This window comes from Ruegeria sp. HKCCD7255, from assembly GCF_013031565.1.
Lineage (GTDB): Bacteria > Pseudomonadota > Alphaproteobacteria > Rhodobacterales > Rhodobacteraceae > Ruegeria.
In genome coordinates this window covers 204,946-230,927 of sequence record NZ_WQAG01000002.1, presented here as the reverse complement: position 1 = coordinate 230,927, position 25,982 = coordinate 204,946, and the positions used below count along the sequence as shown (strand labels likewise).

The 25,982-nt window shown below is 59.2% G+C and carries 22 protein-coding genes; 16 read left to right on the top strand and 6 right to left on the bottom strand.

Annotation, left to right across the window (positions count from 1 at the left end; all coding sequences use genetic code 11):
• Window positions 1–7 precede the first annotated feature (7 nt).
• Window positions 8–1,558: an efflux transporter outer membrane subunit gene (locus GOX45_RS04870; protein ID WP_171098570.1), complete on the top strand. Its 1,551-nt coding sequence runs from the start codon at window positions 8–10 to the stop codon at window positions 1,556–1,558.
• Between the two features lie 3 nt (window positions 1,559–1,561).
• On the opposite strand, the gene mprF is transcribed toward GOX45_RS04870, so the two are convergent.
• Both mprF and GOX45_RS04860 read right to left on the bottom strand, forming a co-directional pair.
• Entirely contained in the window at window positions 1,562–4,168 is a 2,607-nt protein-coding gene (gene mprF, locus GOX45_RS04865) for a bifunctional lysylphosphatidylglycerol flippase/synthetase MprF (RefSeq protein ID WP_171098569.1), read from the bottom strand.
• Window positions 4,169–4,291: 123 nt separating this feature from the next.
• A complete protein-coding gene (locus GOX45_RS04860; protein ID WP_171098567.1) occupies window positions 4,292–4,720 on the bottom strand; it encodes an Lrp/AsnC family transcriptional regulator in 429 nt (142 codons plus the stop codon).
• Window positions 4,721–4,806: 86 nt separating this feature from the next.
• Here GOX45_RS04860 and rocF point away from each other — a divergent pair, with 86 nt between their 5' ends.
• The 9 genes from rocF to GOX45_RS04815 all read left to right on the top strand — a co-directional run bounded on the left by rocF (window position 4,807) and on the right by GOX45_RS04815 (window position 15,681).
• On the top strand, window positions 4,807–5,727 hold the full coding sequence (gene rocF, locus GOX45_RS04855) for an arginase (RefSeq protein ID WP_171098565.1): 921 nt from the start codon (window positions 4,807–4,809) through the stop codon (window positions 5,725–5,727).
• Window positions 5,728–6,225: 498 nt separating this feature from the next.
• Window positions 6,226–8,190, top strand: coding sequence for an acetate--CoA ligase (gene acs / locus GOX45_RS04850; protein ID WP_171098563.1), 1,965 nt, complete (start codon window positions 6,226–6,228; stop codon window positions 8,188–8,190).
• 7 nt (window positions 8,191–8,197) lie between these two features.
• Window positions 8,198–8,881, top strand: coding sequence for an adenylate kinase (locus GOX45_RS04845; RefSeq protein ID WP_171098561.1), 684 nt, complete (start codon window positions 8,198–8,200; stop codon window positions 8,879–8,881).
• A gap of 182 nt (window positions 8,882–9,063) precedes the next feature.
• Entirely contained in the window at window positions 9,064–9,348 is a 285-nt protein-coding gene (locus tag GOX45_RS04840) for a DUF4212 domain-containing protein (RefSeq protein WP_170451294.1), read from the top strand.
• 7 nt (window positions 9,349–9,355) lie between these two features.
• The gene (locus GOX45_RS04835) at window positions 9,356–11,140 is read left to right on the top strand and encodes a sodium:solute symporter family protein (RefSeq protein WP_171098559.1); all 1,785 of its coding nucleotides are present in this window, start codon (window positions 9,356–9,358) and stop codon (window positions 11,138–11,140) included.
• Window positions 11,141–11,248: 108 nt separating this feature from the next.
• Complete coding sequence (locus GOX45_RS04830; RefSeq protein WP_171098557.1) at window positions 11,249–13,072, top strand: DUF294 nucleotidyltransferase-like domain-containing protein; 1,824 nt, start codon at window positions 11,249–11,251, stop codon at window positions 13,070–13,072.
• A 93-nt stretch (window positions 13,073–13,165) separates the two neighbouring features.
• On the top strand, window positions 13,166–13,684 hold the full coding sequence (locus GOX45_RS04825) for a hypothetical protein (protein ID WP_171098556.1): 519 nt from the start codon (window positions 13,166–13,168) through the stop codon (window positions 13,682–13,684).
• Window positions 13,685–13,688: 4 nt separating this feature from the next.
• Window positions 13,689–15,101 (top strand): exonuclease domain-containing protein, encoded by a 1,413-nt coding sequence (locus tag GOX45_RS04820; protein WP_171098554.1) that lies wholly within the window; start codon window positions 13,689–13,691, stop codon window positions 15,099–15,101.
• A gap of 79 nt (window positions 15,102–15,180) precedes the next feature.
• Complete coding sequence (locus GOX45_RS04815) at window positions 15,181–15,681, top strand: flavin reductase family protein (protein ID WP_171098552.1); 501 nt, start codon at window positions 15,181–15,183, stop codon at window positions 15,679–15,681.
• A gap of 3 nt (window positions 15,682–15,684) precedes the next feature.
• Here the strand turns inward: GOX45_RS04815 and GOX45_RS04810 are convergent, their stop codons facing one another.
• The 3 genes from GOX45_RS04810 to GOX45_RS04800 are packed head-to-tail and all read right to left on the bottom strand — an operon-like array spanning window position 15,685 to window position 17,917.
• Window positions 15,685–16,164, bottom strand: a complete 480-nt coding sequence (locus tag GOX45_RS04810) for a DUF6505 family protein (RefSeq protein ID WP_171098550.1) — start codon at window positions 16,162–16,164, stop codon at window positions 15,685–15,687.
• Complete coding sequence (locus tag GOX45_RS04805; protein ID WP_171098548.1) at window positions 16,161–16,859, bottom strand: biotin/lipoate--protein ligase family protein; 699 nt, start codon at window positions 16,857–16,859, stop codon at window positions 16,161–16,163. Before GOX45_RS04805 ends, GOX45_RS04810 begins: the two co-directional genes overlap by 4 nt.
• Window positions 16,856–17,917, bottom strand: a complete 1,062-nt coding sequence (locus GOX45_RS04800; RefSeq protein WP_171098546.1) for an Mrp/NBP35 family ATP-binding protein — start codon at window positions 17,915–17,917, stop codon at window positions 16,856–16,858. The genes GOX45_RS04805 and GOX45_RS04800 overlap by 4 nt, the downstream gene beginning before the upstream one ends.
• Window positions 17,918–18,056: 139 nt before the next feature.
• Between GOX45_RS04800 and GOX45_RS04795 the strand changes: the two genes are divergently transcribed.
• A complete protein-coding gene (locus tag GOX45_RS04795) occupies window positions 18,057–18,785 on the top strand; it encodes a cytochrome c (protein WP_171098544.1) in 729 nt (242 codons plus the stop codon).
• On the opposite strand, the gene GOX45_RS04790 is transcribed toward GOX45_RS04795, so the two are convergent.
• The gene (locus GOX45_RS04790; protein ID WP_171098541.1) at window positions 18,779–20,734 is read right to left on the bottom strand and encodes a 4Fe-4S binding protein; all 1,956 of its coding nucleotides are present in this window, start codon (window positions 20,732–20,734) and stop codon (window positions 18,779–18,781) included. The two genes, GOX45_RS04795 and GOX45_RS04790, sit on opposite strands and share 7 nt — an antisense overlap.
• 245 nt (window positions 20,735–20,979) lie before the next feature.
• On the opposite strand from GOX45_RS04790, the gene GOX45_RS04785 reads away from it, so the two are divergent.
• The 5 genes from GOX45_RS04785 to GOX45_RS04765 all read left to right on the top strand — a co-directional run bounded on the left by GOX45_RS04785 (window position 20,980) and on the right by GOX45_RS04765 (window position 25,968).
• Window positions 20,980–21,534: a DUF3305 domain-containing protein gene (locus tag GOX45_RS04785; protein ID WP_171098539.1), complete on the top strand. Its 555-nt coding sequence runs from the start codon at window positions 20,980–20,982 to the stop codon at window positions 21,532–21,534.
• The gene (locus GOX45_RS04780) at window positions 21,531–22,124 is read left to right on the top strand and encodes a DUF3306 domain-containing protein (RefSeq protein WP_171098537.1); all 594 of its coding nucleotides are present in this window, start codon (window positions 21,531–21,533) and stop codon (window positions 22,122–22,124) included. The genes GOX45_RS04785 and GOX45_RS04780 overlap by 4 nt, the downstream gene beginning before the upstream one ends.
• Window positions 22,111–22,722, top strand: a complete 612-nt coding sequence (locus GOX45_RS04775; RefSeq protein ID WP_171098535.1) for a molecular chaperone — start codon at window positions 22,111–22,113, stop codon at window positions 22,720–22,722. The genes GOX45_RS04780 and GOX45_RS04775 overlap by 14 nt, the downstream gene beginning before the upstream one ends.
• Window positions 22,723–22,780: 58 nt before the next feature.
• Window positions 22,781–22,969 (top strand): ubiquinol-cytochrome c reductase iron-sulfur subunit N-terminal domain-containing protein, encoded by a 189-nt coding sequence (locus tag GOX45_RS04770; RefSeq protein WP_171098533.1) that lies wholly within the window; start codon window positions 22,781–22,783, stop codon window positions 22,967–22,969.
• Between the two features lie 104 nt (window positions 22,970–23,073).
• Entirely contained in the window at window positions 23,074–25,968 is a 2,895-nt protein-coding gene (locus GOX45_RS04765; protein WP_171098531.1) for a formate dehydrogenase subunit alpha, read from the top strand.
• The last annotated feature ends 14 nt before the right edge of the window (window positions 25,969–25,982 follow it).

Here is a 25,982-nt window from a genome sequence, read left to right as displayed (position 1 = left end):
ACGCGCCATGACACTCCGCCAGCTGCTGGGCACCGCACTTTGCGCCGCGACCCTTGTCGCCTGCACCCCGGTCGGGCCTGATTTCGTGCGCCCGAATTCTCCGGTGGTGAAACAGTGGATCGAAGTGAACAGCCCGGACGCCAGCGCCAATGGCCTCACATCGCGCAGCGCGCCGGTGGTGCGGTGGTGGCAAACGTTCAATGATCCGACGCTCAACAAGCTGATCAACGAGGCTTATGCCCAGAACCTGAGCCTGCAAGTGGCCGGAGCGCGCGTTTTGCAAGCCCGGGCGCAGCTGGGTATCGCCTTTGGCGAGCTGTACCCGCAGTCACAAGTGTTGGGGGCTTCGGCAGAACGGCGTCAGATCAGTGACAATCTGGGGCCAATTTCTGATATCCGACAGATCGTCCCTCTGGATACGGAATTCTCGACTTCGCAAGTGGGGTTTGACGCGCAATGGGAGCTGGACGTCTGGGGGGCTCAGCGGCGCGGCGTGCAGGCGGCGCGGTCGAACCTGGCGCTGCAGGTTGCCAATTACGATGACGCCTTGGTGACGCTGACGGGCGACGTAGCAGCGCTTTATATCAACATAAGGTCCCTGCAAGAAGGTCTGGGCGTCGCCCGAGAGAATATCGTGCTGCAGCAGCAATCGGCGGATTTGACCCAACTGCGATTCAACAACGGGGTGACGACCGAGTTGGACGTGCAGGAATCCACAGCCCTTTTGAACAATACCAAAGCCATCGTGCCGCAGCTGGAAACCGAATTGCAGCAGGCCAAAAATGCGCTAGCGGTGCTGCTGGGGACAACCCCGTCGAGGATGACCAGCCTGTTGGGCAATTCGGGCCGCATCCCCAGCGCCAGAGCCAATGTAGCAGTCGGCGTTCCAGCTGAGCTGTTGCGCCGCAGACCGGATGTACGCGCGGCGGAACTGGCCGCAGCAACCCAATCGGCGCAAGTGGGCATCGCGTTGGCGGATCTTTACCCGCAGTTCATTCTGTCGGGCGCGGTCGGGCTGCAAGCCTCGGGTGGTCAGAACCTGTTCAGCTCGAACAGCTCCACCGGGCTGGCCGGTGCCGGCGTGGTCTGGAACGTGCTGAACTATGGGCGCATCAAGAACAATGTCCGCGTGCAGGACGCGGCCTATCAGGCACTGATCGCCAATTATCAGAACACGGTCCTGTCGGCTTATTCCGAGGTGGAAAGCGCGATGGTCGCCTATTCTGAGGCGCGCAAGCAGGTCACGTTCTATCAGCGCAGCGTCGAAGCCTCGCGCCGCGCCTCGCAGATCGCAGTCGACCAGTATCGCGACGGGATTGCCAGCTATTCTCGTGTTCTGAATACCCAAACCGCCCTGCTGCAATCTGAGTCCAACTTGATCGAGGCGCGACAGCAGGTGTCGTCCAACCTGGTGGCTATTTACAAAGGTCTGGGCGGTGGGTGGCAAATTCGTCAAAGCCAGGAATTCCTGCCCGAGACTGTTCTGGCCGAAATGGCCTATCGCACCGATTGGGGGGATCTGTTGGAGCAGGATCCGACCCGCGCCAGTCTGAACTGATCGCTATTTCGTCAGGCCCCGCAACCCTCCTGAAATGAGGATGTTCACCTCATAAAGGATGCGCGGCGCCGCCAGACCACCGGGGCTGGCCAGATAGTTCGGGCTCCATTCCGGGTCGAACTTCTGCTTGAAACTGCGCAGGCCTTCGAAGTGATAGAACTGCTCGCCATGCTCATACACAAACCCGCCGATCCGGTTCCACAGTGAGGCCAGTTGCCGGTTCTCGATCCCCGAAAACGGCGCAGCCCCCAATGAGAACCAGTGGAACCCTTGCTCGGCCCCCCATGTCATCATTTCGGCAAACAGAGCGTCCATGACAAAGCTGGGGCTGTCGGGCTCGTACCGCATCAGATCCAGTGACAATTCCGATTTGTTGCCACCTTGAAACAGGTTGGCAAAGGCCATGATCTTACCTGTCTCGTCCCGCAACACCGCGTGGTCGAAGTAAGACAGATAAGCGTCATCAAACCCGCCGAGGGCAAAGCCTTTCTCTTCCCCGGCTTTCTTCGCCAGCCAATGATCGGAAATGGCGCGTAGTTCCGGCAAGACCGGTGCCAGCTCCTCTTTCGGGATGATCTCGAACGTGTACCCTTCTCGCTCGGCCCGGTTCTTGGCTTGGCGGAAGCGTTTACGCGACTTGCCATCCAATGAGAAATCGGTCAGCGGCACCCGGGCAACCTCTCCAATCTTGAGGATCGACAGTCCAAGATCCAGGAAAGTTGGCAGGTATTTGGTCGACACGCTGTAGAAAGCACAAAGCTTGCCTTCCCGATCCGCCATTTCGCGCAGTTGCCAGATCAGTTGCTGGCCTGCTTTCTCATCGCCAACCGGTTCTCCCTTGGTGATCAGCGCATTGCCGGTATCCGCATAGGCCAGAAACGCGCTGTCATCATCCGAGATCAGGAACTGCTTGTCGCCGGTCAACGAGATCTGGGCTTCGGTATCTTCGCTCTCCATCACCAGCCGTTCAACAACGGGTGGGATCTCAGTGCGCTTGGGCGCTGGGATTTCACGACCGAACAGAGAGTTCACCGCCACGACGCCAAGGATCACCGCCACCACAAGGCTCGATCGCAAGAACCGCGAGGCATCCGCGTTCCAGGCGAAATCCCACCACAAGGCATTCTGATACTGGACATGAGAATAGGCAAAGAGCCCAATCCAGAAGATCACCGCCAGCAAAGCCACGACACTGACCAACCAGGGGATGTTGAGCCGAAAGATCGACGCTCCGCTGACACGGTAAAAGGCGTCACGAAACATCGCCAGCAAGCCGATTGTAACCAGCATTGATATGGCTTCGTGCGTGTCCAACCCCTTGGTAAGCGAAGCGCAGAACCCTGCAACCATCAACAGCATCGCCACCACCCAGGCGCGATAGAGCTTTCGGAACAAGCCGCGAGAGACCAGCAGCAGCAACACGCCAATCGCGCTTCCGGCCAGATGCGACGCCTCGACGAATGACAAGGGCAGGACGTCGCGCAACACGCCAAGTTTTTGGGAATCTGCGGGCAACGCACCTGAAACCAACAGGATCACCCCAGCCACCGCTGCCACGCCTGCGGCCACCATCGGTACGATGGGCCGGATCGCGCGATAGACCCATGTTGCTGCGCCACCGATCCTTTGCCTATGGGTCAAAGCTGATGCCAGTGCGATGCCCAGAGTTGCCACGGCAAACGGTAAGAACGTATAGACCAGCCGGTAGAGCAACAGCGCTGCAACCACGTCTGATCGTCCAGACGCACCAAGACCTGCAATAAGTGTCGCTTCGAAAACGCCAATGCCACCGGGCGCATGGCTGACGATACCCACGGCAATTGCGGCCACGTAGATGGCGAAGAAATACGGGAAACCAACGCCAAGATCGTCCGGCATCAACACATAAAGCACCATCGAGGCGCCAAAGACGTCGCCCACTGCCGCGATTGTCAACATCCCGGCCAGCTTGCCGCCGGGAAGGTTGAAGCCGAATCCAGCAACACCCAACCTTCGCCCGCCTTTGGATAGCCAGACGAAAAGGCACAGAAGCGCAGCAAGCAGAGCCAGCCCGATCACAGTCTCAGCCGTTTCACTGATCGGTAAAACCTTGGAAATCCCGTCTGGATGCAAGGTCAGCAATATGCCCATGATCAGGGTCAGCCCCATCCAGAACGCCACCCACGAGGTGGCGATCACACCCGCGACCCGCCCCAGATCAAGACCCAGCGACGCATAGATCCGATACCGGATGGCTGTTCCAGTGATGTAGGAAAACCCTAGGCAGTTGGACACGGCATAACCACTTGCCCCCGCCAAACCGGCGACAGGTGCAGGCACCGTTCCCTTGGCCACACTTCTGACAGCGAAGACATCGTAAAACGAGAGCGAGAAAAAGCTGAACGCCGTCCAGAACACGGCAAAGGCCATGACCGTCCAAGGCTTGGCCCGAATATCTGCCGTCACATCCGACCATTTCACATGCGCCGAAAGGTCGTGCAACACCGCCAGGGCTATGCCAGTGACAAGAACCGGTATGACGATACGGACCCAGGGTTTTTCCAAAAGCCCTGTCACCCGTTCGATCCAGAGCGCGACTGTCGCGTTCTGCTTGCCGCTTTCCTCAGCCATTGCCCCTGCCCTTTATTGTCAAACGATCTTGCCAATCCAACACTGACAAACCGCTGTTTTGCCGGTTCCTCTGGGGCAGATTGGCACAGTTCCTATGCAGATCAAAGGCCTGTGCCCAGTCGATCATGACCGTCCGGTCCGCGTTGACAGCAACAGGTTGGTTTCCGATCGCGTCACGCCTTCCATGCGACGAATTTGAAACAGAATCTTGTCCAACTCGGCCAAAGTCTCGGTGCCGATCTCGGCGATCAGATCCCAACTGCCGTTGGTTGAATGCACGGCCCGTACTTCTTGCATCGCAGCGATGCGAGACATGATCCTTTCCGTGCCGCGCCCTTCGATCCCCAGCATCATCAGTCCGCGCACGGGGCTCTCTGTAACGCCTTGACGGGTCAGGACCGTAAAGCCCACAATCTCACCCGACTGTTTCAAGCGCTGCAACCGGCTGCGTATGGTGGTGCGCGTCACCCCCAATGACTGGGCCAGTTCTGACAGCGACGCCCGAGCATCCCGTTGCAAAGCCGCCAGCAGCCTGTTGTCCAATTCGTCCACTCTGTATTCCCAAAATGATAAGCTGAGTTTCTTATTGTTCACTTTGCCCCCTTTTGGCAATCCGGCCTGTGCGGCTAAAAGGACGTATGGACAAGCAGAACATCATTCTGGTCGGCGCACCGATGGATGCCGGGAAACGCCGTCAGGGGTGCCGCATGGGGCCCGACGCGTATCGCGTGGCAGGCCTGGCTGAGGCCCTCGCTGATCTTGGGCACAACGTCACGGATCTGGGGGACACGCAGCCAGACCAAGTGGATATCGAAGAAAGCGATCATCTGTTCGCTTTGCCGGAATGCGTTGGCTGGACCCAGGCGCTCTGCCGCACGGCCTGTGACGCGGCGCAACAGAGCGTACCCATATTTCTGGGGGGCGATCATGCCCTTTCTATGGGAACGGTGTCCGGCATGGCGCAGCACGCCGACAGGATTGGGCGCCCCCTGTTTGTATTGTGGCTCGACGCGCATAGCGATTTCCACACGCCCTCCAGTTCTGGCAGCGGCAATTTGCACGGGACACCTGTGGCCTACGTGACCGGCCAAGACGGGTTTGATGCTTTCCCGTCCCTAGCAAGCCCGGTTCCAACAAGCCGCGTCGGAATGATCGGCTTGCGCTCTGTCGACCCCGAAGAACGCGCAGCACTTGAGAAAGATCACGCGATGCTGGCCGATATGCGCAGCATTGACGAACATGGCATCAAGGCACCTTTGCTGGCATTCCTCGAAAAGGTTCGCGCTGCAAATGGGGTTTTGCACGTGTCCTTGGATGTGGATTTTCTGGATCCTTCCATCGCGCCCGCGGTCGGTACAACGGTGCCCGGAGGCGCCACCGAGCGCGAGGCACATCTGGTGATGGAATTGCTGCACGAAAGCAGACTCGTCTGCTCTTTGGATCTGGTCGAGTTGAACCCGTTCCTGGATGAACGCGGGCGCACCGCGAAACTGATGGTCGACTTGGCAGCGTCTCTTATGGGGCGGCGGATCTTTGACCGGCCGACGCGAAGCTTCTAAACCAACTTGCACCGAATACTGTGCTGGTATGTGCTCCCTGCTAGGGACCAGCGAAGAAAAACCGTTAATTTAGAGAAGCCCCAGCCGCAGCCGAAGCAAGCCGCGACTCCCCCAAGGTTATTTTGTACCGAAGAAGAGCGGAATCCGCTTTCCCGCCAATCCTCTCATGTGGTCGGGCACGCAGATCGCGTCAGGGAATGAAACCCGGCCAAACACGTTAGCGATCACAGTTTTTTGGCGCGCTGGCTTTCGATCCCGGACGAATTACAGTTTATTAATTGTTTGATAACGATATTTTTATGTCGCGCTGAGCTTTGTTTACAAAATCCAGTGAAATCTAAAAACTTCTTTACAAACAAATCCAAGCTTTACAGCAATTTATTCCATAATTTTCCATCCCGGCTATGATGCAAAGTGGGAGGAACGGGATCGACATTGCCAGATCGGCAGGCATTATCGGTCCGACATAGTCCAATCCGAGAGGGAGGAGCCTCAACAATGACTACCGCTGCCCCGGCAGATGCCAAGACCTATCCGCCATCTGCAGAAACCGTCGCGCGTGCGCATGTGGATGCGGACAAATATGCCGATATGTATGCGGCGTCGATCAGTGATCCTGATACATTCTGGGCCGAGCAGGCCAAGCGGATCGACTGGATCAAGCCGTTCAGCCAGGTCAAGGACGTCAACTATGATTTCGGCTCGGTCAAGATCAACTGGTATGCGGACGGCACGCTGAACGTCTCGGCCAATTGCCTGGACCGCCATCTTGAGACGCGCGGCGATCAGACAGCGATCATCTGGGAGCCGGATGATCCAGCGGATGCCGCACAGCACATTACCTATGCCGAGCTTCACCGCCGCACCTGCCGCATGGCCAACATTCTGGAATCCATGGGTGTGCGCAAAAGCGATCGTGTTGTCATTTACCTGCCAATGATCCCCGAGGCCGCCTATGCAATGCTGGCCTGTGCACGGATCGGTGCAATCCATTCCATTGTCTTCGCCGGTTTCTCGCCAGACGCTCTGGCAGCGCGGGTCAATGGCTGTGATGCCAAGGTTGTCATTACGGCGGATGAGGCACCGCGCGGGGGTCGCAAGACCCCGTTGAAGTCAAACGCCGACGCCGCCCTGCTGCATTGCCCCGACACTGTAAAATGTCTTGTGGTCAAGCGTACCGGGGGTCAGACCACTTGGATCGACGGGCGCGACTTTGACTATAACGAAATGGCGCTGGAAGCTGATGATTATTGCGCCCCGGCCGAGATGAACGCTGAGGACCCGCTGTTCATCCTTTATACCTCGGGATCGACCGGGCAGCCGAAGGGCGTGGTGCATACCACCGGTGGCTATATCGTCTATGCCGCCATGACCCATGAGATCACCTTTGATTACCATGATGGCGACATTTACTGGTGCACGGCAGATGTGGGTTGGGTCACCGGGCACAGCTATATCGTCTATGGCCCGCTGGCCAATGGCGCGACCACGCTGATGTTCGAAGGTGTCCCAACCTATCCCGATGCGGGCCGGTTCTGGGAGGTTTGCGCCAAGCACAAGGTCAACCAATTCTACACCGCCCCAACCGCAATCCGGGCCCTTATGGGCCAGGGCAGCGAGTGGGTTGAAAAGCACGACCTGAGCGATCTGCGGACACTGGGCACCGTGGGTGAACCGATCAATCCCGAAGCCTGGAACTGGTACAACGAAGTTGTCGGCAAAGGTAAATGCCCGATCGTTGACACCTGGTGGCAGACCGAAACCGGTGGCCACCTGATGACCCCCCTGCCCGGTGCCCATGCAATGAAGCCGGGGTCTGCGATGAAACCGTTCTTTGGGATCGAACCGGTGGTTCTGGACCCTCAGTCCGGTGTCGAAATTGAGGGCAACGGGGTTGAAGGCGTTTTGTGCATCAGGGACAGCTGGCCCGGGCAGATGCGTACCGTCTGGGGCGATCACGAACGGTTCGAGAAAACCTATTTCTCGGATTACAAAGGCTATTACTTTACCGGCGACGGTTGCCGCCGCGATGAAGATGGCGATTACTGGATCACCGGGCGCGTGGATGATGTGATCAACGTCTCGGGCCACCGTATGGGCACCGCCGAGGTCGAAAGTGCGCTGGTCGCGCATGCCGCCGTTGCCGAAGCCGCAGTTGTTGGATATCCGCATGAAATCAAAGGCCAAGGCATCTATTGTTATGTCACTTTGATGAATGACCGCGATCCTTCGGATGAGTTGCTGAAAGAACTGCGCACCTGGGTGCGGACCGAGATTGGACCGATTGCCAGCCCGGATGTGATCCAGTGGGCGCCTGGTCTGCCCAAAACACGCTCGGGCAAGATCATGCGTCGTATCCTGCGCAAGATTGCGGAAAACGATTTCGGCTCTTTGGGCGATACATCCACCCTGGCGGATCCGTCCGTTGTCGAAGACCTGATCGCAAACCGGGCAAATTCGTGAGGGTATGATGGACGCAGAAACACTCACCCGCCCCGCTGTTTTGATCCTTCTCGGCCCTCCGGGCGCCGGGAAGGGAACGCAGGCCCGTATGCTGGAAGACAAGTTTGGTCTGGTACAATTGAGCACCGGAGATCTTTTGCGCGCCGCAGTTGCTGCGGGGACCGAAGCCGGTCTGGCGGCCAAGGCCGTGATGGAGGCAGGCGAACTGGTCAGCGACGAGATCGTGATCGCGATCTTACGTGACCGGATGGCAGAACCGGATTGCACAAAGGGAGTGATCCTGGACGGGTTTCCGCGCACGACGGTTCAGGCCAAGGCCCTGGATGACCTGTTGGCCACATCGGGACAGAAGGTCAGCACGGCAATCAGCCTTGAGGTTGAAGACGCGGAAATGGTGACCCGTATTTCGGGTCGCTATACATGCGCGATGTGCGGCGAAGGATATCACGACACGTTCAAGATCCCCGCAGTTGAGGGCAAATGCGACAATTGTGGTGGAACCGAGTTCAAACGCCGGGCCGATGACAACGCGGAAACCGTTGCCGCGCGCCTGGTGGCCTATCATGCGCAAACCGCACCACTGATCACATATTACGACGCCCAAAGCGTGCTGAAACGCACAGACGCTATGGGCCAGATCGACGACATCGCCCGCGATCTTGAAGAGATCGTGGGCGCTGCGATGAGTTAAGGGGGGAGGAGACAAGCCGCAAGGCTTTGATCCTGAACAGAATACTTCAACGGAACCGCCTTGGCGGACCAGAGAAGTTTTGCCTGACGTCACGGGGCGTTTGGTACATTCGAGAAGCGGTCCAGCGCGCTGGAGGAGTTGCGCAAAGGGCCGCCAACGAGGAAGTGAAGGAGGAAACCGCAATGGCGGATCAGTCTACAAACTCCGCGCAGACTGCCGAGGCCGATAAGGGCTATTGGCAGGCCAACCTGCGCCTCATCTACATCAGCCTCGCGATCTGGGCGCTGGTGTCTTTCGGATTCGGCATTCTGCTGCGTCCGCTTTTGTCCGGCATCTCTGTTGGCGGCACAGATCTGGGCTTTTGGTTTGCTCAGCAAGGATCGATCCTGGTCTTTCTGGTGCTGATCTTCAACTACGCCTGGCGCATGAACAAGCTGGACGCTGAATACGGCGTGGACGAGGAGTAAGCGAGCCATGGATCAGTTTACCATCAACCTGCTGTTTGTTGGCGCATCCTTCGCGCTTTACATCGGCATCGCGATTTGGGCCCGCGCGGGTTCCACATCGGAATTCTACGCCGCTGGTCGCGGCGTTCACCCGGTCACCAACGGTATGGCGACAGCGGCAGACTGGATGTCTGCGGCCTCGTTCATCTCGATGGCGGGCCTGATTGCCTTTACCGGCTATGACAACTCGACCTTCCTGATGGGTTGGACCGGCGGTTATGTTCTGCTGGCTCTGCTGCTTGCACCCTACCTGCGTAAGTTCGGCAAGTTCACCGTCTCGGAATTCATCGGCGACCGCTTTTACAGCCAGACCGCACGTATCGTTGCGGTGATCTGTCTGATCGTGGCCTCCGTTACTTATGTGATCGGTCAGATGACCGGCGTGGGCGTGGCCTTTGGCCGCTTCCTTGAGGTCAGCAACACCACAGGTCTGCTGATTGGCGCCGGCGTCGTGTTTGCCTACGCGGTGTTTGGTGGGATGAAGGGTGTGACCTACACTCAGGTCGCTCAGTACTGCGTGCTGATCACCGCCTATACCATCCCGGCAATCTTCATCTCGCTGCAGCTGACCGGCACGCCAGTTCCGGCGCTGGGTCTGTTCGGGGATACCGCCAGTGGTGAGCCTCTGCTGACCAAGCTGGATGCCATCGTGACCGAGTTGGGGTTCAATGAATATACGACCCACCACTCGAACACGTTGAACATGGTGCTGTTCACGCTGTCGCTGATGATCGGTACAGCCGGTCTGCCGCACGTGATCATGCGCTTCTTCACCGTGCCGAAAGTGTCCGACGCACGTTGGTCTGCTGGCTGGGCGCTGGTTTTCATCGCGCTGCTGTACCTGACCGCCCCTGCGGTTGGCGCAATGGCTCGTCTGAACATCAGTGAAATGATGTGGCCCAATGGCGGCATCGATGGTGGCGCCGTGTCTGTCGAGGAAATCGACAACGATCCGCGCTATGACTGGATGGCCACATGGCAGAAAACCGGTTTGCTGGATTGGGAAGACAAGAACGGCGACGGCAAGATTCAGTACTACAATGACAAGTCTGAATCGATGCAGGCGCTTGCGGAAGAAAAAGGCTGGGTTGGCAACGAGCTGACCAAGTTCAACCGCGACATCCTGGTTCTGGCCAATCCCGAGATTGCCAACCTGCCCGGTTGGGTGATCGGTCTGGTCGCTGCCGGTGGTCTGGCTGCCGCACTGTCCACAGCTGCGGGCTTGCTTCTGGCGATCTCATCGGCTGTGTCCCACGACCTTATCAAGGGCGCTATCAACCCGCAGATCTCGGAAAAAGGTGAACTTCTGTCAGCACGGATCGCGATGGCAGTAGCCATTGTGGTGGCAACCTGGCTGGGCCTGAACCCACCCGGATTTGCGGCGCAAACCGTGGCCTTGGCCTTCGGTCTGGCGGCGGCCTCGATTTTCCCGGCGCTGATGATGGGGATCTTCTCGACCCGCATCAACAACACCGGCGCGGTCGCTGGTATGCTGGCTGGTCTGGTCGTCACACTGGTCTATATCTTCCTGCACAAGGGCTGGCTGTTCATCCCGGGCACCAACTCTTTCACAGATGCAGACCCGCTGCTGGGTCCGATCAAGTCGACCTCGTTCGGCGCGATCGGTGCCATGGTCAACTTCGGTGTCGCCTACGTGGTGGCCGGCATGACCAAGGAAACTCCGCAGGAGATCAAAGATCTGGTCGAAAGCGTGCGCATTCCCCGTGGTGCGGGCGTGGCTCAGGATCACTGAGTGTGTTGCGGTCGGCGGCTCTTGTCTTCGACCGCATCTTTCGACTTACTGTTCCCGCCTGGCACACCACCGGGCGGGACTTTTTTCACCAAGCATCAGAGAACGTAAATGCCTCTGTCTCATGACGAAATCGCGCGGTTTCTGAAATCCGTCCACCCCTATGACTCGCTGCCCTCCGAGGCGCTGGAAAAGCTGGCGGGCCAAATTGAGGTCTGGGAGGTCGAGGAAGACGGCAAGGTTTACGAATTGGGTCATTCCTTGCCCGGTGTCTTTGTCATCTATGACGGACAGGTGGACATAACCGATCAGAATGGCTCGGTCGTGTCGCAGTTGGGACTGCGCAATTCGTTTGGTGAACGCGGTCTGCTGAAAGATGGCAAGGCTGCAACCCATGCGACGGCCACAACCCCGTCTGTTCTGATCGTTCTGCCCCCTGACCTGGTGCGTGAGTTGATTGAGGGCCATGATGTCGTGGCCAATTTCTTCAACCGCACACGCACCGAGCGCAGCACCCCGCAAAGCCTGGCCACAAGCCTGATAGATGTTTTGATGGCGCGCGACCCCGCAACCTGTTCGCCTGACACATCTGTTCAACAGGCCGCTCAGATGATGCGCGACAAGCATATCTCTTCGCTTTGCGTCACCCAAGATGAGGCGCTTTTGGGGATCGTCACGCTGCGCGATGTGTCGGGCAAATTCGTGGCTGAAGCCTTGCCCGAGACGACAACAGTCTCGGATATCATGACCGCCGATCCGATCACCCTGTCCCCGACCGATATCGGGTCGGATGTTCTGCACGTGATGATGGAGCGTGGCATCGGTCATATCCCCATTGCTCAGGGCAACAAGCTGGTCGGGATCGTCACGCAAACTGATCTGACCCATTACCAGGCTGTCAATTCCGCCGAACTGGTACGCCGCATCGCTCAGGCGCACACGGCAGAGCAGATGGCAGCGGTCACGGCCGAGATCCCGCAATTGCTGGTCCAACTGGTCGCAGGTGGCAATCGGCACGAGATTGTTACCCGGTTGATCACGGATATCGCCGATACGGCCACGCGCCGCTTGTTGGTTTTGGCTGAACAAAAGCTGGGGCCGCCACCTGTTCCCTACCTGTGGCTGGCCTGTGGCTCTCAGGGACGGCAGGAGCAGACGGGCGTATCAGATCAGGACAATTGCCTGATGCTGGATGACAACGTCACCGAAGGCGACATGGCCTATTTCGCGGATCTGGCCAAATTCGTGTCCGACGGGCTGGATACTTGCGGATATTTCTACTGTCCGGGCGACATGATGGCGACCAATCCGCGCTGGTGTCAGCCCCTGAATGTGTGGCGGTCCTATTTCGAGAACTGGATCTCCAAACCCAACCCCGAAGCCCAAATGCTCGCCTCAGTGATGTTCGACCTACGCCCCATTGGCGGCGCGTTCGAGCTGTTTACTGACCTTCAGGCCGAGACGCTGGCGGCGGCCAATGCCAATTCCATCTTTGTCGCCCATATGGTGGCAAACTCGTTGAAGCATACGCCCCCCTTGGGGTTGTTACGCGGCTTTGCCACCATCCGGTCCGGTGAGCACCGCAACACGCTGGATATGAAGCACAACGGCGTCGTCCCAATTGTCGATCTGGGGCGCATCTACGCGCTGCAAGGACAATTGACGGGGGTCAACACGCGGGCTCGGTTGAAGGCGGCAGAGGCTGCGGGTGTGCTGAGCCCGTCGGGTGCGCGGGACCTTTTGGATGCCTATGACCTAATTGCCGAAACCCGGCTAGAACATCAGGTACGACAGGCCAAGGCCGGACAGAAACCAGACAACTACTTGCCGCCATCTGTTTTGTCTGACTTTGAGCGAAGTCATCTGCGTAACGCCTTTGTCGTGGTAAAAACCATGCAATCGGCGATTGGGCACGGCAAAGGCATGTTGGGATAGCGATGCGTTGGCCCAAAGGGCAGGATCGCCTTCGGCGACCGTATTTGGAACGAGAAGAAGGGGCGGGTCGCGCCCGATAGGAGGGGAAAAGACATGTTTCTGGAGCTGATCGGGACGGTATTTGCAGGCCTGGCTTTTGCCGGTGTTGTCATGCTGCTGAACAAGCTGACAGGTGGTCGCCTCCCACGATGGGCGGCTCCGGTTGCGGCGGGCGTGGGCATGATCGCAATGACGATCACCAGCGAGTACTCCTGGTACAACCGCACCAAGGATCAACTGCCAAACGCGCTGACTGTAGTGCAAGAGGTCGAAAGCCGGGCCTTCTATCGCCCCTGGACCTATGCGGTTCCTTTTGTGGATCGGTTTGCAGCCATCGACACCGTCTCGGTCCGCACCAATGAAAGCGTTCCGGATCAACGTCTTGTTGACCTGTACTTCTTTGGCCGCTGGGCGCCTGTTTCGATGGTGCCCGTGGCGGTGAATTGTGCCGAAAACAGCCGGGCCAATCTGGCGGACGGGGCCGAGTTCTCGGCCGATGGAGAGCTGCTGAACGCCCAATGGTTCAAAGCCACAGGCAGCGATCCTGTCATCAAGGCCACGTGCGAGGTCTGAACCCGTGCTGAACCGACTAAGCCTGCGCCTGCGGATATTTCTGTTCTTCTGCCTTTTGGCACTGGGCGGGCTTGTCGTCAGCGCGCTGGCCTTGTGGATCAGCTATGAACGGGTCGATGATCCCGGATTGTTGAATGCCTTCGTCTTTGCTCAAATCCTGATCGCTTTTGGCCTGTTGGCGTTGGTCGTCGGGGTCTGGCTGCTGTTTGACGACAATATCGCAAAGCCGATTGAACGCCTGTCAGCCCAATTACGCGCCCGCGCGCATGCCGGTGTCAGCTCGGACCTTGATCTCAAGGCCGCGCGTTATCTTGGGGATCTGGCCCCCGCGGCAGCCGGTCTGGCAGATCAATTGTCGGACACCGCAATGAGCACGGCCGAGGCTGTCGCTGCAGAAACCGCGCATTTGGCAAGTGAAAAGCAGCGCCTGACCGCTTTGCTGACCGAGATCCCGGTGGCCATGTTGTTGGCCGGGCCCAAACACCAGATCGTACTTTACGACGCGCAGGCCGCCGAAGTTCTGGCCCAAATCGCGCATCCCAGACTGAACGCCTCGCTGTTTGACTATCTCGAAAGCACCGGATTAACGGATTCGTATAAAGAGATGGTGCGCACTGGGCTTGAGGTCGAATGCTCTTTGACCAGTGTCGATGGGCGGCAGAGCTATTCTGCTCGGATGAAACCGCTGGGCGGCGCACCGGGTTACATACTGATCTTTGACGACAGCGCCGCTCAGATCGCCCCCGACGATGCGCGCCCGCTGGTCTATGACTTCGACCTTCTGGAAACAGATGCGGATGAAGGCTTTGAGAACCGGCACCTGGTCGATTTGACTTTTGTTGTTTTTGACACCGAAACCACAGGGCTTTTACCCCACAAGGATGAGATCGTTCAGATCGGTGCCGTGCGTGTGGTCAAGGGCCGAATTGTCGAAGGCGAAAAGATCGACACGCTGGTCAACCCGGGCATTCCAATCCCTGCCGCATCGACACGCGTGCACCGCGTCAGCGATCGCATGGTTCAGGGCGCGCCGGATATCGTCGAGGCCGGGCGCAGTTTTCATCACTTTGCGCGCGATGCCATCATTGTCGCGCATAATGCCCCGTTCGACATGGCGTTTTTGCACCGGCATTCCGGCAAAATGGGGGTCGAGTGGTCCCATCCGATTCTGGATACAGTGCTGCTGTCGGCGGTGCTTTTTGGTGCCAGCGAGACGCACACACTGGACGCGGTTTGTGCGCGGCTGGACATCACCATCCCCGAAGCGCTGCGTCACACCGCGCTGGGCGACGCTGTGGCGACGGCAGAGGTTCTGGTCAAGATGCTGCCCATGTTGCAGGCACGCGGCTTGACAACGTTTGGAAAAGTCGTCGTCGAAACGCGTAAACATGGGCGTTTGCTGGAAGATCTGAACTGATCTGGCCGCCCCGCCTAGTTTTGATGGACAAACCCGCCTGCGCATGGCACGTCATCCGAGCCCGAGGTAAGAGCACGAGATGACCGAAAAAACCTTTATCCCAACACCGGATCAAAGCAGCGCCTTTCGCGAGGCGCTGGGGTGTTTTGGGACCGGGGTCACAGTGGTCACCGCGGCGGCCTCCGATGGGCCGCGGGCGATCACAGTCAACTCTTTTGCATCCGTGTCACTGGACCCGCCTTTGGTGCTGTGGTGCCTGGCCAAGGACTCCAACCGTTTTGAAACCTTCAGCACCTGCTCGCACTATGCGATCCATGTGATGGCGCAGGATCAACAGGAACAGGCCTTGAACTTTGCGCGCGACGGGCTTGATTTCTCACATGCTGAATGGTCAGCGGATGAGGCCGGGCGACCTGTATTGGCTGATTGTCTGGCACGGTTCGATTGCCGCCTGTTTGACCGCCACGACGCCGGAGATCACCTGATCCTGGTCGGTCATGTTGAAAAGGTCCTGCACCGTAAAGGTCAGGGTTTGATCTTTAAACGCGGGCAATTCGGCGGGTTTACCGACCTGTTCTAAACTTCAGTCGTCCAGCGATCCGTGAACGGCCAAAGCCTCTAGCTGTGCGTCTTGCGGGGTGATGATGCGATAGGTCTCGTGCACCCCGGCACTGCCCAATTCGCGCGCGACGGTCAGCAGCGTGTTGGGCGCGTGTTCGTCGCAAAGTTCGGCCATCTGGGCAATCTCATCCCGCGCCACGCCAAGGGCCTGATCGACCGACGGGGCGCCATAGAAGCGCACAAAGTGATCCGCCAGGTTCTGCGCGATCTGCTCAACCTCAGCCGGTTCCACCTGCGTGACAGCCACAAAGGTCACCCGCCCAAAGGTTTCCAGCCCGAGCCAGCCATTGGCAAAAGCCTGACGGGCCTTGCCTTCCAGATCGCCCTCGCCCCAGTTCGAAAATTCAAACCCGCCCGAAATGCACCATTCACCAGTTCTGGCGGGTGAGTGGAACACGTTCATGTCGCTTTCATCGAAATGGATCGCGCGGGCCAGTTTCATTGCGTGTTCTCCAACAGTTCGGTCAGGGCGCGCAGTTGCGTGTCGGCCCCGTCTCGGATCAGCATGCCAAAGCGTTCGTCGGTGCCCAGAAAGACGCCACCGTCAGCCAAGGGTTCACCGACGCCACGCAGGAGGCCCATCCATTCGGCATGGAGCGGCGCCTTGCCATCCTCTTGCCAGCGATTGAGCCAGGTCAGCATGTGACGCGACCAGCTTTCGACCAGTTGGGTTGCAGAGACATCGGCACAGCCTTCGTCGTAAAGCGCAGTCACGTAAGGCGTTTCCCCCGGCGCGTCACTGGTTTGCAGCAGCGTCAGCTCCCATCCAACGATCAGCCAGTCGGGCTCTGCTTCTGGTTCGCCCGTCGCGGCGGCAACCCTGAACCGACCACAGCGCGCGCCGTTTACGTGGATCTCGCCTGACCAGCCCAGATGCACGGCAACCTCGGGCGGAGCCAGCGCCCCCAGCGCGTTCTGAAAACCAACCGCGCAAAGCGGCAGCATCGCTATGGCGTCCTGCAAGCCAACTTCGGGGGCAAACACAATCGCCACCCGAAGGTAATTGGCCTGTATGTTGTAAACGACGGTGCCCGCATCACAGCCAAGTGCGGCCATGGCCTGCGCCCGCTCGAACGGGTCTTCCCCACCCTGAACCGGGTGACCCGAGAGCAAGGGGGGAAAGACCGGTTCGCTCATGCGTTGCCTTGGGCGATCAGGTCGCGAGCGATCTTGCGGAACTCCTCGGCCTGCGCGCTTTCGGGTTTCGTCACCACAATCGGCGCACCGCCATCGGCGGCCAGCCGGATGTCCAGATGCAGCGGGATTTCCCCAAGAAGCGGCACACCCAGGGCCTGCGCCTCGGACGCAACGCCTCCATGGCCAAAGATATGTTCTTCATGCCCGCAATTGCTGCAAATATGGGTCGACATATTCTCGATCATGCCAAGGATCGGTGTCTTGAGCTGGTTGAACATGTCGATCCCCTTGCGGGCATCGATCAGGGCCACATCCTGTGGTGTCGAGACAACTATCGCGCCATCCACCTGGAACTTCTGGCTCAGCGTCAGTTGCACGTCTCCGGTTCCGGGCGGCAGGTCGACGATCAGAACGTCCAGAGCGCCCCATTGCACCTGCCCCATCATCTGTTGAAGTGCGCCCATCAGCATCGGGCCGCGCCAGACCACCGCCTGACCCTCATTGGTCATCAGCCCCATCGACATCATGGTGACGCCGTGGTTGCGCAGCGGCAGGATCGTCTTGCCATCCGGGCTGGCCGGTCGGCCCGAGACGCCCAGCATCCGGGGTTGCGACGGCCCATAGACATCCGCATCCAGAAGGCCCACGCGGCGGCCTTCGGCTGCCAGCGCACAGGCCAGGTTTGCCGACACTGTGGATTTGCCCACCCCGCCCTTGCCCGAGGCGACAGCGATAATCCGGTCCACACCCGGCACCGCCTGGGGTCCGGTCTGCGACGGTTTGGGTTTGGGCTTGAGATCCGGCGGCGCTTTGTCGGAATGCGCGGTCAACATGGCCGAGACCTTGGAAACGCCGTCAACCATCTGCGCGGCCTGTTCAGCCGTAGCCCGCACCGGTTCCATCTTTTCGGCGTGTTTGGGATCAATCTCGAGCACAAATCGCACCGTGTCACCATCCACGTTCAGCGCACGCACGACACCGGCGCTGACAATGTCCTGACCCGAGACCGGATCGGTGATCTTTTTGAGGTTCGCCAGAACCGCGTCACGGATGCTCATGCGCCCTTCCCCTTGATCTGCCCCGTCTGGGGGGCTTTGCGTATCGACATAAACCCGTCGCCGCTCATTGCATGTCTCTCCGTCTTCTTCATTTTTTAGTTCATTTGACGCCCTGGCCCGCTGCCCGCTAGGCTAGACCATGCGCTTTGTTCTCTTGTGCCTGAGCCTGACGCTCACCGCCAGCCCTTCCTTGGGCCAGCAGGCGCTTGGGCTTGCCGCCCCAGAGGCGTTGGCAAACTCGGGCCTTTTGCAACATATCCTTCCACGCTTCTCTCTCAAGACCGGGATCCGTGTTATTGCGGATGAGGCCGGAGAAATGTCGTTGAGCGCCGGGCCTGAGGGTGAACCCGTCTTTGCCCGCGACGGTGTGGTCTTCTACCTCAGCATCACCGAGGATCCCAGGCAGGAACGGTTTCGCGACTGGCTGAGATCGGATATCGGAAAACGCACGGTCGAAAGCTTTGCCCCCGATCAGGGAGCCCCCTTCAGCGCCAGTTTCGAAGTGGCGCAGGATCAGATCGAACTGGTGATCGATGGCAATGTGATTCTGGGCGAAGAGTTGTCGATGACGCATTGCGGACGCTGCCATGTGATCGGCCCCAAGAACCGGATGAACGGGTTGGGCTCGACCCCGTCTTTTGCGGTGCTGCGCGCGATGCCCAACTGGTCGGAACGGTTCGAGGCGTTCTTTGCCCTGAACCCGCACCCGTCTTTCACCCAGATCGAGGATGTCACGCCGCCTTTCGCCGCCGACCGCCCCTCGCCCATTCACCCGGTAGAGATGACGCTCGATGATCTCGAGGCGATCATCGCTTTTGTCTCGGTCATGGATGCGGCCGACCTTGGGGCCCCGCTGCAACTTCAGTGATCCTTGCGCTTTGAGAAATAGTCGTCCGTTGTCACCACTTTGGGGCGTGGTTTTGAGGCAAACGGATTGTCCTGACTGTGGAACTGCGCGTTCACGCGGCAGTTGTCGCACATCTGGATCATGCGTGCCTGATCCGAGCTGGCGAACATCGGATGCGAGCCCGCCAGCTTGTCCATGATGCGTTCAACTGTGGATTTGACCCCAAACAAGGCCCCGCATTCAACGCAAGCATAGGGCTCTTCTTCATTGAGCACCCGTTGAGACAATGCGCCGTCGCTCAGGTCCAATTCGGGCACCAGGGTGATAGCCGTTTCCGGGCAAATGGTGCTGCACAGCCCGCATTGCAGGCAGGCATCCTGCTGGAAATTCAGCTGAGGTTTGTCGGGATTATCGATCAATGCTCCCGATGGGCAAAGCGATACGCAGCTGAGGCACAGGGTACAACTGTCAGTATCGACTGCAATCGCCCCATAAGGCGCGCTTTGCGGCAAGGGCAAAGGCGCCTCTGCCCCTGAGTTCAGCGCCTGTGCCGCCAGACGAGCGATTTGGCGTCGGTTGCCCAGAGGCAGCACCGGCTCTGCCAGCGGTTCGGGCACGTCTTGAGCATAAAGTGCATCCGACATCGCATCCGGGTCCTGAATGTCGATCAGGCCCAGCTTGTCCGGCCCGGCGATGGCCTGCGCCAGCTCAAGCTCGCGATCCAGTGCAGCGCGCTCGGTTTTCGGCGAGACCAGAATATCGACACATGCAAAGCCATGCGCCAGACCGGCCAACATCTCTGCGTGGCCAAAGCCCGAGACCACGCTTAGTTCGAAGGGAATGACATCGGCAGGCAGGCCCCGACCGAACCGGGCGGCAAGCCTGATCATCTCGGCCCCATGACCGTCATGGACCAAAAGGCGCGGCGCATGTCCCCCGGCCTTGCGGTAGGCCCGCGCCAAGACCCCCATACGTGACAGTACAGCCGCGACGGGCGGATCCTCATAAGTGATAGCGGTCGAGGGGCAGAGCGCAGCGCAGGACCCACACCCGGCGCAGATCATCGGGTCGATCTGAACATGCTCACCCGCCGGGGTGATTGCCCCAGTTGGGCAGATATCCAAACAGTTGGAACAACCAGTCTGCTCGGCCCGTGAATGGGCACAAAGCGCTTCGTCCAGCCGGACATAAAGCGGCTTTTCGAACGTGCCGACCAGTTGCATGGCCTCGAGCGCAAGCTGGGTCACGGCAATCGGGTCTTTGGGATCTGCCCGCAAATACCCTTCGCGCTTTTCGGGGGCCGCAACCAAAGGGGTGCCGCCGGTAAGATCGACCACGATGTCACATCGCGACACGGCCCCGTCCCGCGCTGGACTCCAGCCAAAGGCGCCGCGACCGCCCGGTTCTAGCTGCCGCAGCTGGTCTAGCCGCAAGCTAAATCCACCCAACGCCCCACTGACGCCGCGCAGCTGACCGCGCACCACGTCATAGGCTCGGCTGAGCGGGTCCTCATCATCGGTGACCAACACAGTCACCGCCAGGGTATCTGAAAGCAAAGCCGCCAGATCATAGGCAGCGGCTCCGGGGCCAATGATGCAGCAAGTGCCCTCGCTGATTACATCCACACTCGGGGTCACGGGGTGGGACACCAACGCCTCGGCCGCAAGCGCCGCCATCTTGGGCCCCGCATCGACTCCCTGCTCGGACCAGCCGGCCCGGTCGCGCAGATCGACGAAACCAGGCTGATCAACCCCAAGATCCTCGGCCAAATCGCGGAACACCTCTGTTTCCTGACCGCACGCGACAACCACCTGGCCTTCAGATTGCATTATTTGAGCCGCCGCATCCAATTGGCGGGTACAGAGCGCGGTGTAGACTTTGGAACAAGCTGCATCGCAGGCCCCGGAAATACTGTCAGCCTTAACGGCCTGCGTCCCTTCGCAATCACACAGAAGTATCTTGGCGGTCATCCATTCCTCCCCGACTGAACCCCGGCTTTGCTACCTTAGACGTAATCCAGAGGCTGGCAATGCAAAGCAGTTCGCAGCGCATAAAATGCGGATCGATACGCGCGGATCTGGTTCGATGAATTTGAGATGAGACTTTTTCGACAACGCCGCGGTCAGATGCGCAAAGTTTTCTTGGCAGAACGCTACTTTATGTATCATAGTGGGAGACAGAGGTGGCAGGGGAGAGCCGTCTCGGGGAGGAATTGTTGGCTAGGGCCGCAAACCAGATTGAAATGCCAGTTGGCGTCGTCGTGCGCAAAACACCCGGAGTTACACGCTGGGCGAAGTGGAACTGGCGGGCTGTTGCTGCCTTGCCCGGCGCGGGACCCGCAGATTGGGTCGAGATGCGCCGTGAAGGGGACGCGGTTGAATACCACGCGGCCACGTTGACGCTGACCCTTTGGGCGGACGAGACCGAGGCCTACCGTGTTAATCTGTCCGATAGCCAACCCTCGCTCTATCTGGTGTTGCGAGACGAGTTGAAGGGCGACACACCGCTAAATGCCGTTCTGATCACAGCCTCGCCCTACGAAGGTCAGGACTATGCCGATACCGGCGAAGAGATCGTCGAGAAGATCCCGATGACCGAAGGATTGATTGCCTGGCTGCGGGATTTCACGCTCGAACATCACCGAGACGAGGTATTTGTCAAACGCCGCCGCGACAAGAAACGTGTTGATCTTGTCGAAGACGGCAAAGGCGACGCGCGGATCCGCCAGGCCTCGGATGTGTATCGCGCACCGCGCAGGGTGACGCAATGAGCAGGCCTGGCGATTTCTGGTCGCGCCGCAAGGCCGCCGTTGAGGCCGAAGCCAAAGCCGAAGCGCTGGTCGCGGAAGAGCAGATCGTCGCCGAACAGCAAGCCGAGCTCGAGGACAAAACCGACACCGAGATATTGGCCGAGTTCGACCTGCCTGACCCGGATGCGCTTCAACCGGGCGATGATGTGTCGGGCTTCATGGCCAAAGCAGTGCCTGACCGCCTGCGTCGCCGCGCGCTGCGCCGGTTGTGGCGGCTCAATCCCGTACTGGCCAATGTGGATGGGCTGATTGATTATGGCGAGGACTATACCGATGCGGCCTGTGTGATCGAAAACCTGCAGACCGCCTATCAGGTTGGCAAAGGCATGATGGCCCATGTCGAGGCCTTGGCGGCGCAAGCCGAAGCGGAAGCAGAAACAACGGAAGAACCGGAAGAGGCCGCGTCAGAGCCCGAAGCCGAGCCCCTTCCCGAACCTGTTGTGATGGCTGAAACCGAAGAGCCTGAGATCGAAGAGCCCGAGGCTGACCTGCCCCCTGCCCCGCGCCGCATGACATTTGAATTTGAAGGACAACCGCATGACCGCACCTGACGCGCATATTCTGGACGTCTCACCCGAGGATCGCCTGCGCGCGGATTTCTATAACTTTCTGGGCTTGCTGCTGGCGGGACCACCGGACCAGCTGTTGCTGGATCAGATGGTAGGGCTCAGCGGTGACGACTCGGATCTGGGTCAGGCCATTCAGGCCATGGCGCGGGTGGCCAAGGTAACAAGACCCGCTGCTGCCGAACGTGAGTTCAACGCATTGTTCATCGGTCTGGGACGGGGCGAGTTGCTGCCATATGCCAGTTTCTATCTCACTGGTTTTCTGAATGAAAAACCACTGGCGCAGCTGCGCAATGACATGGCCGCGCGCGGGATTACCCGTGCGCCCAATGTGTATGAACCCGAAGACAATATCGCCTCGATGATGGAGATGATGGCCGGCATGATCGTCGGGCGGTTCGGCAAACCGGCATCGCTTGAGGATCAAAAGACGTTCTGGAGCAAACATATCGGCCCTTGGGCCACGCATTTCTATTCGGATTTGGAAGGTGCCGAGAACTCGGTCCTCTTTGCCTCGGTCGGGACTGCTGGCCGTGTGTTCATGGAGATCGAACGGGAAGCGTTCCGAATGACGGCGGCCTAGCCCGCCATTCGCCGGTGCCCGGGTGGGCACCAAATCGCAATTGGGACAGGAGGAGCCCATGAGCAAGAAAAAGGAAGAAGGCGCCACGCGCCGCGACTTCCTGAAACTGGCCGGAACCGCAGCACCTGCTGCTGTTGCTGCCGCCAGCCTGACCGGTGAAGCCGAGGCAGCCGAGCTGCCGGTGGATGACACACGGATGCAGGATACAGCGCATACCCGCGCCTACATCGAAAGCACCCGGTTTTAGGATCGGACGTTTTCACCCCGACGGACGGTTGCGATTGGCCCTGATGTCGGCACCAGAAGTACCAAGCCAGCCGTGGCTGACACGGCGCGCAAGGGAGGAAACCAATGCTTAGGAAAAAGACCAACGGGGTTGCGAGACGCCCCCAGCGGACAAGTATCCTGTCCCAGATCGGCGAGAAAACCGTCGATCGCCGCGCATTTCTGCGTGGCTCGGGCCTGACGATCGGCGGCCTGGCCGCGATCAGCGCCACGGGTGGAACCGTGACGCAAGCCAGCGCCCAGACAGCGGCCAACGCCGCGGTCGAAAACATCAAATCCGTATGCACCCACTGTTCCGTCGGCTGTACCGTTGTGGCCGAAGTGCAAAACGGCGTCTGGGTCGGGCAGGAACCCGGCTGGGACAGCCCGTTCAACCTGGGTGCACATTGCGCCAAGGGGGCCTCGGTCCGCGAGCACGCCCATGGCGAACGCCGCCTGAAATACCCAATGAAAAAGGAAGGCGGAGAGTGGAAACGCATCAGCTGGGAACAGGCGATCGACGAGATCGGCGACGGCATGATGAATATCCGCGCCGAATCCGGGCCGGACAGCGTTTATTGGCTGGGCTCGGCCAAGCACAATAACGAACAGGCCTATCTGTTCCGCAAATTCGCCGCCTATTGGGGCACGAACAATGTGGACCATCAGGCCCGTATCTGCCACTCGACCACGGTTGCGGGTGTTGCGAATACATGGGGCTACGGCGCCATGACCAATTCGTATAACGACATCCATAACTCTCGGGCCATCTTCATCATCGGCGGCAACCCGGCCGAGGCGCATCCCGTCTCGCTGCTGCACGTTCTGCGCGCGAAAGAGCAGAACAATGCCCCCCTGATCGTCTGCGATCCGCGCTTTACGCGCACCGCGGCCCATGCGGACGAATACGTGCGGTTCCGTCCCGGTACCGATGTCGCGCTGATCTGGGGTATCCTGTGGCACATTTTCGACAACGGCTGGGAGGACAAAGAGTTCATCCGCACCCGTGTCTGGGGTATGGATCAGATCCGCACCGAAGTGGCCAACTGGAACCCCGAAGAGACCGAGCGCGTAACCGGTGTTCCCGGCTCACAGCTCAAGCGCGTTGCCCGGACTATGGTAAACAACCGTCCCGGCACCGTGATCTGGTGTATGGGAGGAACCCAGCACACCAACGGCAACAACAACACCCGCGCCTACTGCGTGCTTCAGCTTGCACTTGGCAACATGGGCACCTCGGGTGGTGGCACCAACATCTTCCGCGGCCATGACAACGTGCAGGGCGCGACGGACCTGGGTGTTCTGTCCCATACCCTGCCCGGCTATTACGGCCTGTCCGCAGGTGCCTGGGGCCATTGGAGCCGTGTCTGGGGCGAAGATCTGGATTGGCTGAAAGGTCAGTTCGCGACGATCAAGGACAAGGAAGGGAAAGACAAACCTCTGATGAACGAGCGCGGCATTCCGGTGTCCCGCTGGATCGACGGGGTCCTGGAAGACCCGGCCAACATGGATCAGGACAACAACGTTCGGGCCATGGTTCTTTGGGGCCACGCACCCAATTCGCAGACCCGGATGACGGAAATGAAGACAGCGATGGAGAAGCTGGACATGCTGGTCGTGATCGACCCGTATCCCACCGTCTCGGCTGTACTGCATGACCGCACTGACGGCGTCTACCTATTGCCCGCTTGTACGCAGTTCGAAACCCGTGGCTCGGTCACGGCATCGAACCGGTCGCTGCAGTGGCGCGACAAGGTGGTGGATCCGCTGTTCGAAAGCCTGCCGGATGAGGTCATCATGGCCAAGTTCGCAAACAAGTTTGGCTGGGCAGATCGGCTTTTCCGCAATATCGAGATGGAGGACGCCGAGACCCCGAATGTCGAAAGCATCACGCGTGAGTTCAACTCGGGGCTCTGGACGATCGGCTATACCGGCCAGTCGCCGGAACGGCTGAAAAGCCATATGGCCAACCAGCACACGTTCGACAGGACAACGCTGCAAGCCATCGGAGGCCCGAACGACGGTGAATACTACGGACTGCCCTGGCCTTGCTGGGGGACACCGGAGATGGGTCATACGGGGACTCCAAACCTATATGACATGTCCAAACCGGTGGCCGAAGGCGGCCTGACCTTCCGCGCCCGTTTCGGGGTGGAACGCGATGGCGACAACCTGTTGGCCGACGGGGTCTATAGTGTCGGTTCGGAAATTCAGGATGGATATCCTGAGTTTACGATGCAGATGCTGATGGATCTTGGCTGGGACGGTGATCTGACGGCCGAGGAACGCGCTGCAATCGACGCGGTTGCAGGGCCGGAAACCAACTGGAAGACCGACCTTTCGGGCGGCATCCAGAGGGTTGCGATCGCGCATGGTTGCGCACCGTTCGGAAATGCCAAAGCCCGCGCGGTTGTCTGGACTTTCCCGGATCCAATCCCGCTGCATCGCGAGCCGCTGTACACCAACCGGCGTGATTTGGTTGAGGACTATCCAACCTATGAAGACCGACACGCCTATCGTCTTCCCACGCTCTATGCGTCGATCCAAAAGAACGACTTTTCAAAGGATTATCCGATAATCCTCACGTCAGGTCGTTTGGTCGAGTATGAGGGTGGCGGCGACGAGACACGGTCGAACCCGTGGCTGGCCGAGTTGCAGCAGGACATGTTCGTCGAGATCAATCCCCGTGATGCCAACAACCTTGGCATTCGCGACGGATCACAGGTCTGGGTCGAAGGTCCCGAAGGTGGCAAGGTCAAGGTAATGGCGATGCTGACCAACAGGGTTGGTGCGGGCGTGGCCTTTATGCCCTTCCACTTTGGCGGCCATTTCCAGGGCGAGGACCAGCGGCACAAATATCCCGCCGGTGCTGACCCTTACGTTCTGGGTGAAAGTACCAACACCGCCCAGACCTATGGCTATGATTCAGTGACCCAGATGCAAGAGACCAAAGCGACTCTTTGCAAGATCTGGGCAGCGTAAGGAGGAGAAGAGAT

Excerpts from the sequence above, each read along its gene's own strand:
- GOX45_RS04770 (WP_171098533.1), top strand. The coding sequence starts at position 22,781 with ATGAGCAAGAAAAAGGAAGAAGGCGCCACGCGCCGCGACTTCCTGAAA.
- GOX45_RS04795 (WP_171098544.1), top strand. The coding sequence starts at position 18,057 with ATGCGCTTTGTTCTCTTGTGCCTGAGCCTGACGCTCACCGCCAGCCCT.
- GOX45_RS04780 (WP_171098537.1), top strand. The coding sequence starts at position 21,531 with ATGAGCAGGCCTGGCGATTTCTGGTCGCGCCGCAAGGCCGCCGTTGAG.
- rocF (WP_171098565.1), top strand. The coding sequence starts at position 4,807 with ATGGACAAGCAGAACATCATTCTGGTCGGCGCACCGATGGATGCCGGG.
- GOX45_RS04870 (WP_171098570.1), top strand. The coding sequence starts at position 8 with ATGACACTCCGCCAGCTGCTGGGCACCGCACTTTGCGCCGCGACCCTT.
- GOX45_RS04800 (WP_171098546.1), bottom strand. The coding sequence starts at position 17,917 with ATGAGCATCCGTGACGCGGTTCTGGCGAACCTCAAAAAGATCACCGAT.
- GOX45_RS04840 (WP_170451294.1), top strand. The coding sequence starts at position 9,064 with ATGGCGGATCAGTCTACAAACTCCGCGCAGACTGCCGAGGCCGATAAG.
- acs (WP_171098563.1), top strand. The coding sequence starts at position 6,226 with ATGACTACCGCTGCCCCGGCAGATGCCAAGACCTATCCGCCATCTGCA.
- GOX45_RS04790 (WP_171098541.1), bottom strand. The coding sequence starts at position 20,734 with ATGACCGCCAAGATACTTCTGTGTGATTGCGAAGGGACGCAGGCCGTT.
- GOX45_RS04825 (WP_171098556.1), top strand. The coding sequence starts at position 13,166 with ATGTTTCTGGAGCTGATCGGGACGGTATTTGCAGGCCTGGCTTTTGCC.
- GOX45_RS04845 (WP_171098561.1), top strand. The coding sequence starts at position 8,198 with ATGGACGCAGAAACACTCACCCGCCCCGCTGTTTTGATCCTTCTCGGC.
- GOX45_RS04830 (WP_171098557.1), top strand. The coding sequence starts at position 11,249 with ATGCCTCTGTCTCATGACGAAATCGCGCGGTTTCTGAAATCCGTCCAC.
- mprF (WP_171098569.1), bottom strand. The coding sequence starts at position 4,168 with ATGGCTGAGGAAAGCGGCAAGCAGAACGCGACAGTCGCGCTCTGGATC.
- GOX45_RS04765 (WP_171098531.1), top strand. The coding sequence starts at position 23,074 with ATGCTTAGGAAAAAGACCAACGGGGTTGCGAGACGCCCCCAGCGGACA.
- GOX45_RS04805 (WP_171098548.1), bottom strand. The coding sequence starts at position 16,859 with ATGAGCGAACCGGTCTTTCCCCCCTTGCTCTCGGGTCACCCGGTTCAG.
- GOX45_RS04775 (WP_171098535.1), top strand. The coding sequence starts at position 22,111 with ATGACCGCACCTGACGCGCATATTCTGGACGTCTCACCCGAGGATCGC.
- GOX45_RS04815 (WP_171098552.1), top strand. The coding sequence starts at position 15,181 with ATGACCGAAAAAACCTTTATCCCAACACCGGATCAAAGCAGCGCCTTT.
- GOX45_RS04835 (WP_171098559.1), top strand. The coding sequence starts at position 9,356 with ATGGATCAGTTTACCATCAACCTGCTGTTTGTTGGCGCATCCTTCGCG.
- GOX45_RS04810 (WP_171098550.1), bottom strand. The coding sequence starts at position 16,164 with ATGAAACTGGCCCGCGCGATCCATTTCGATGAAAGCGACATGAACGTG.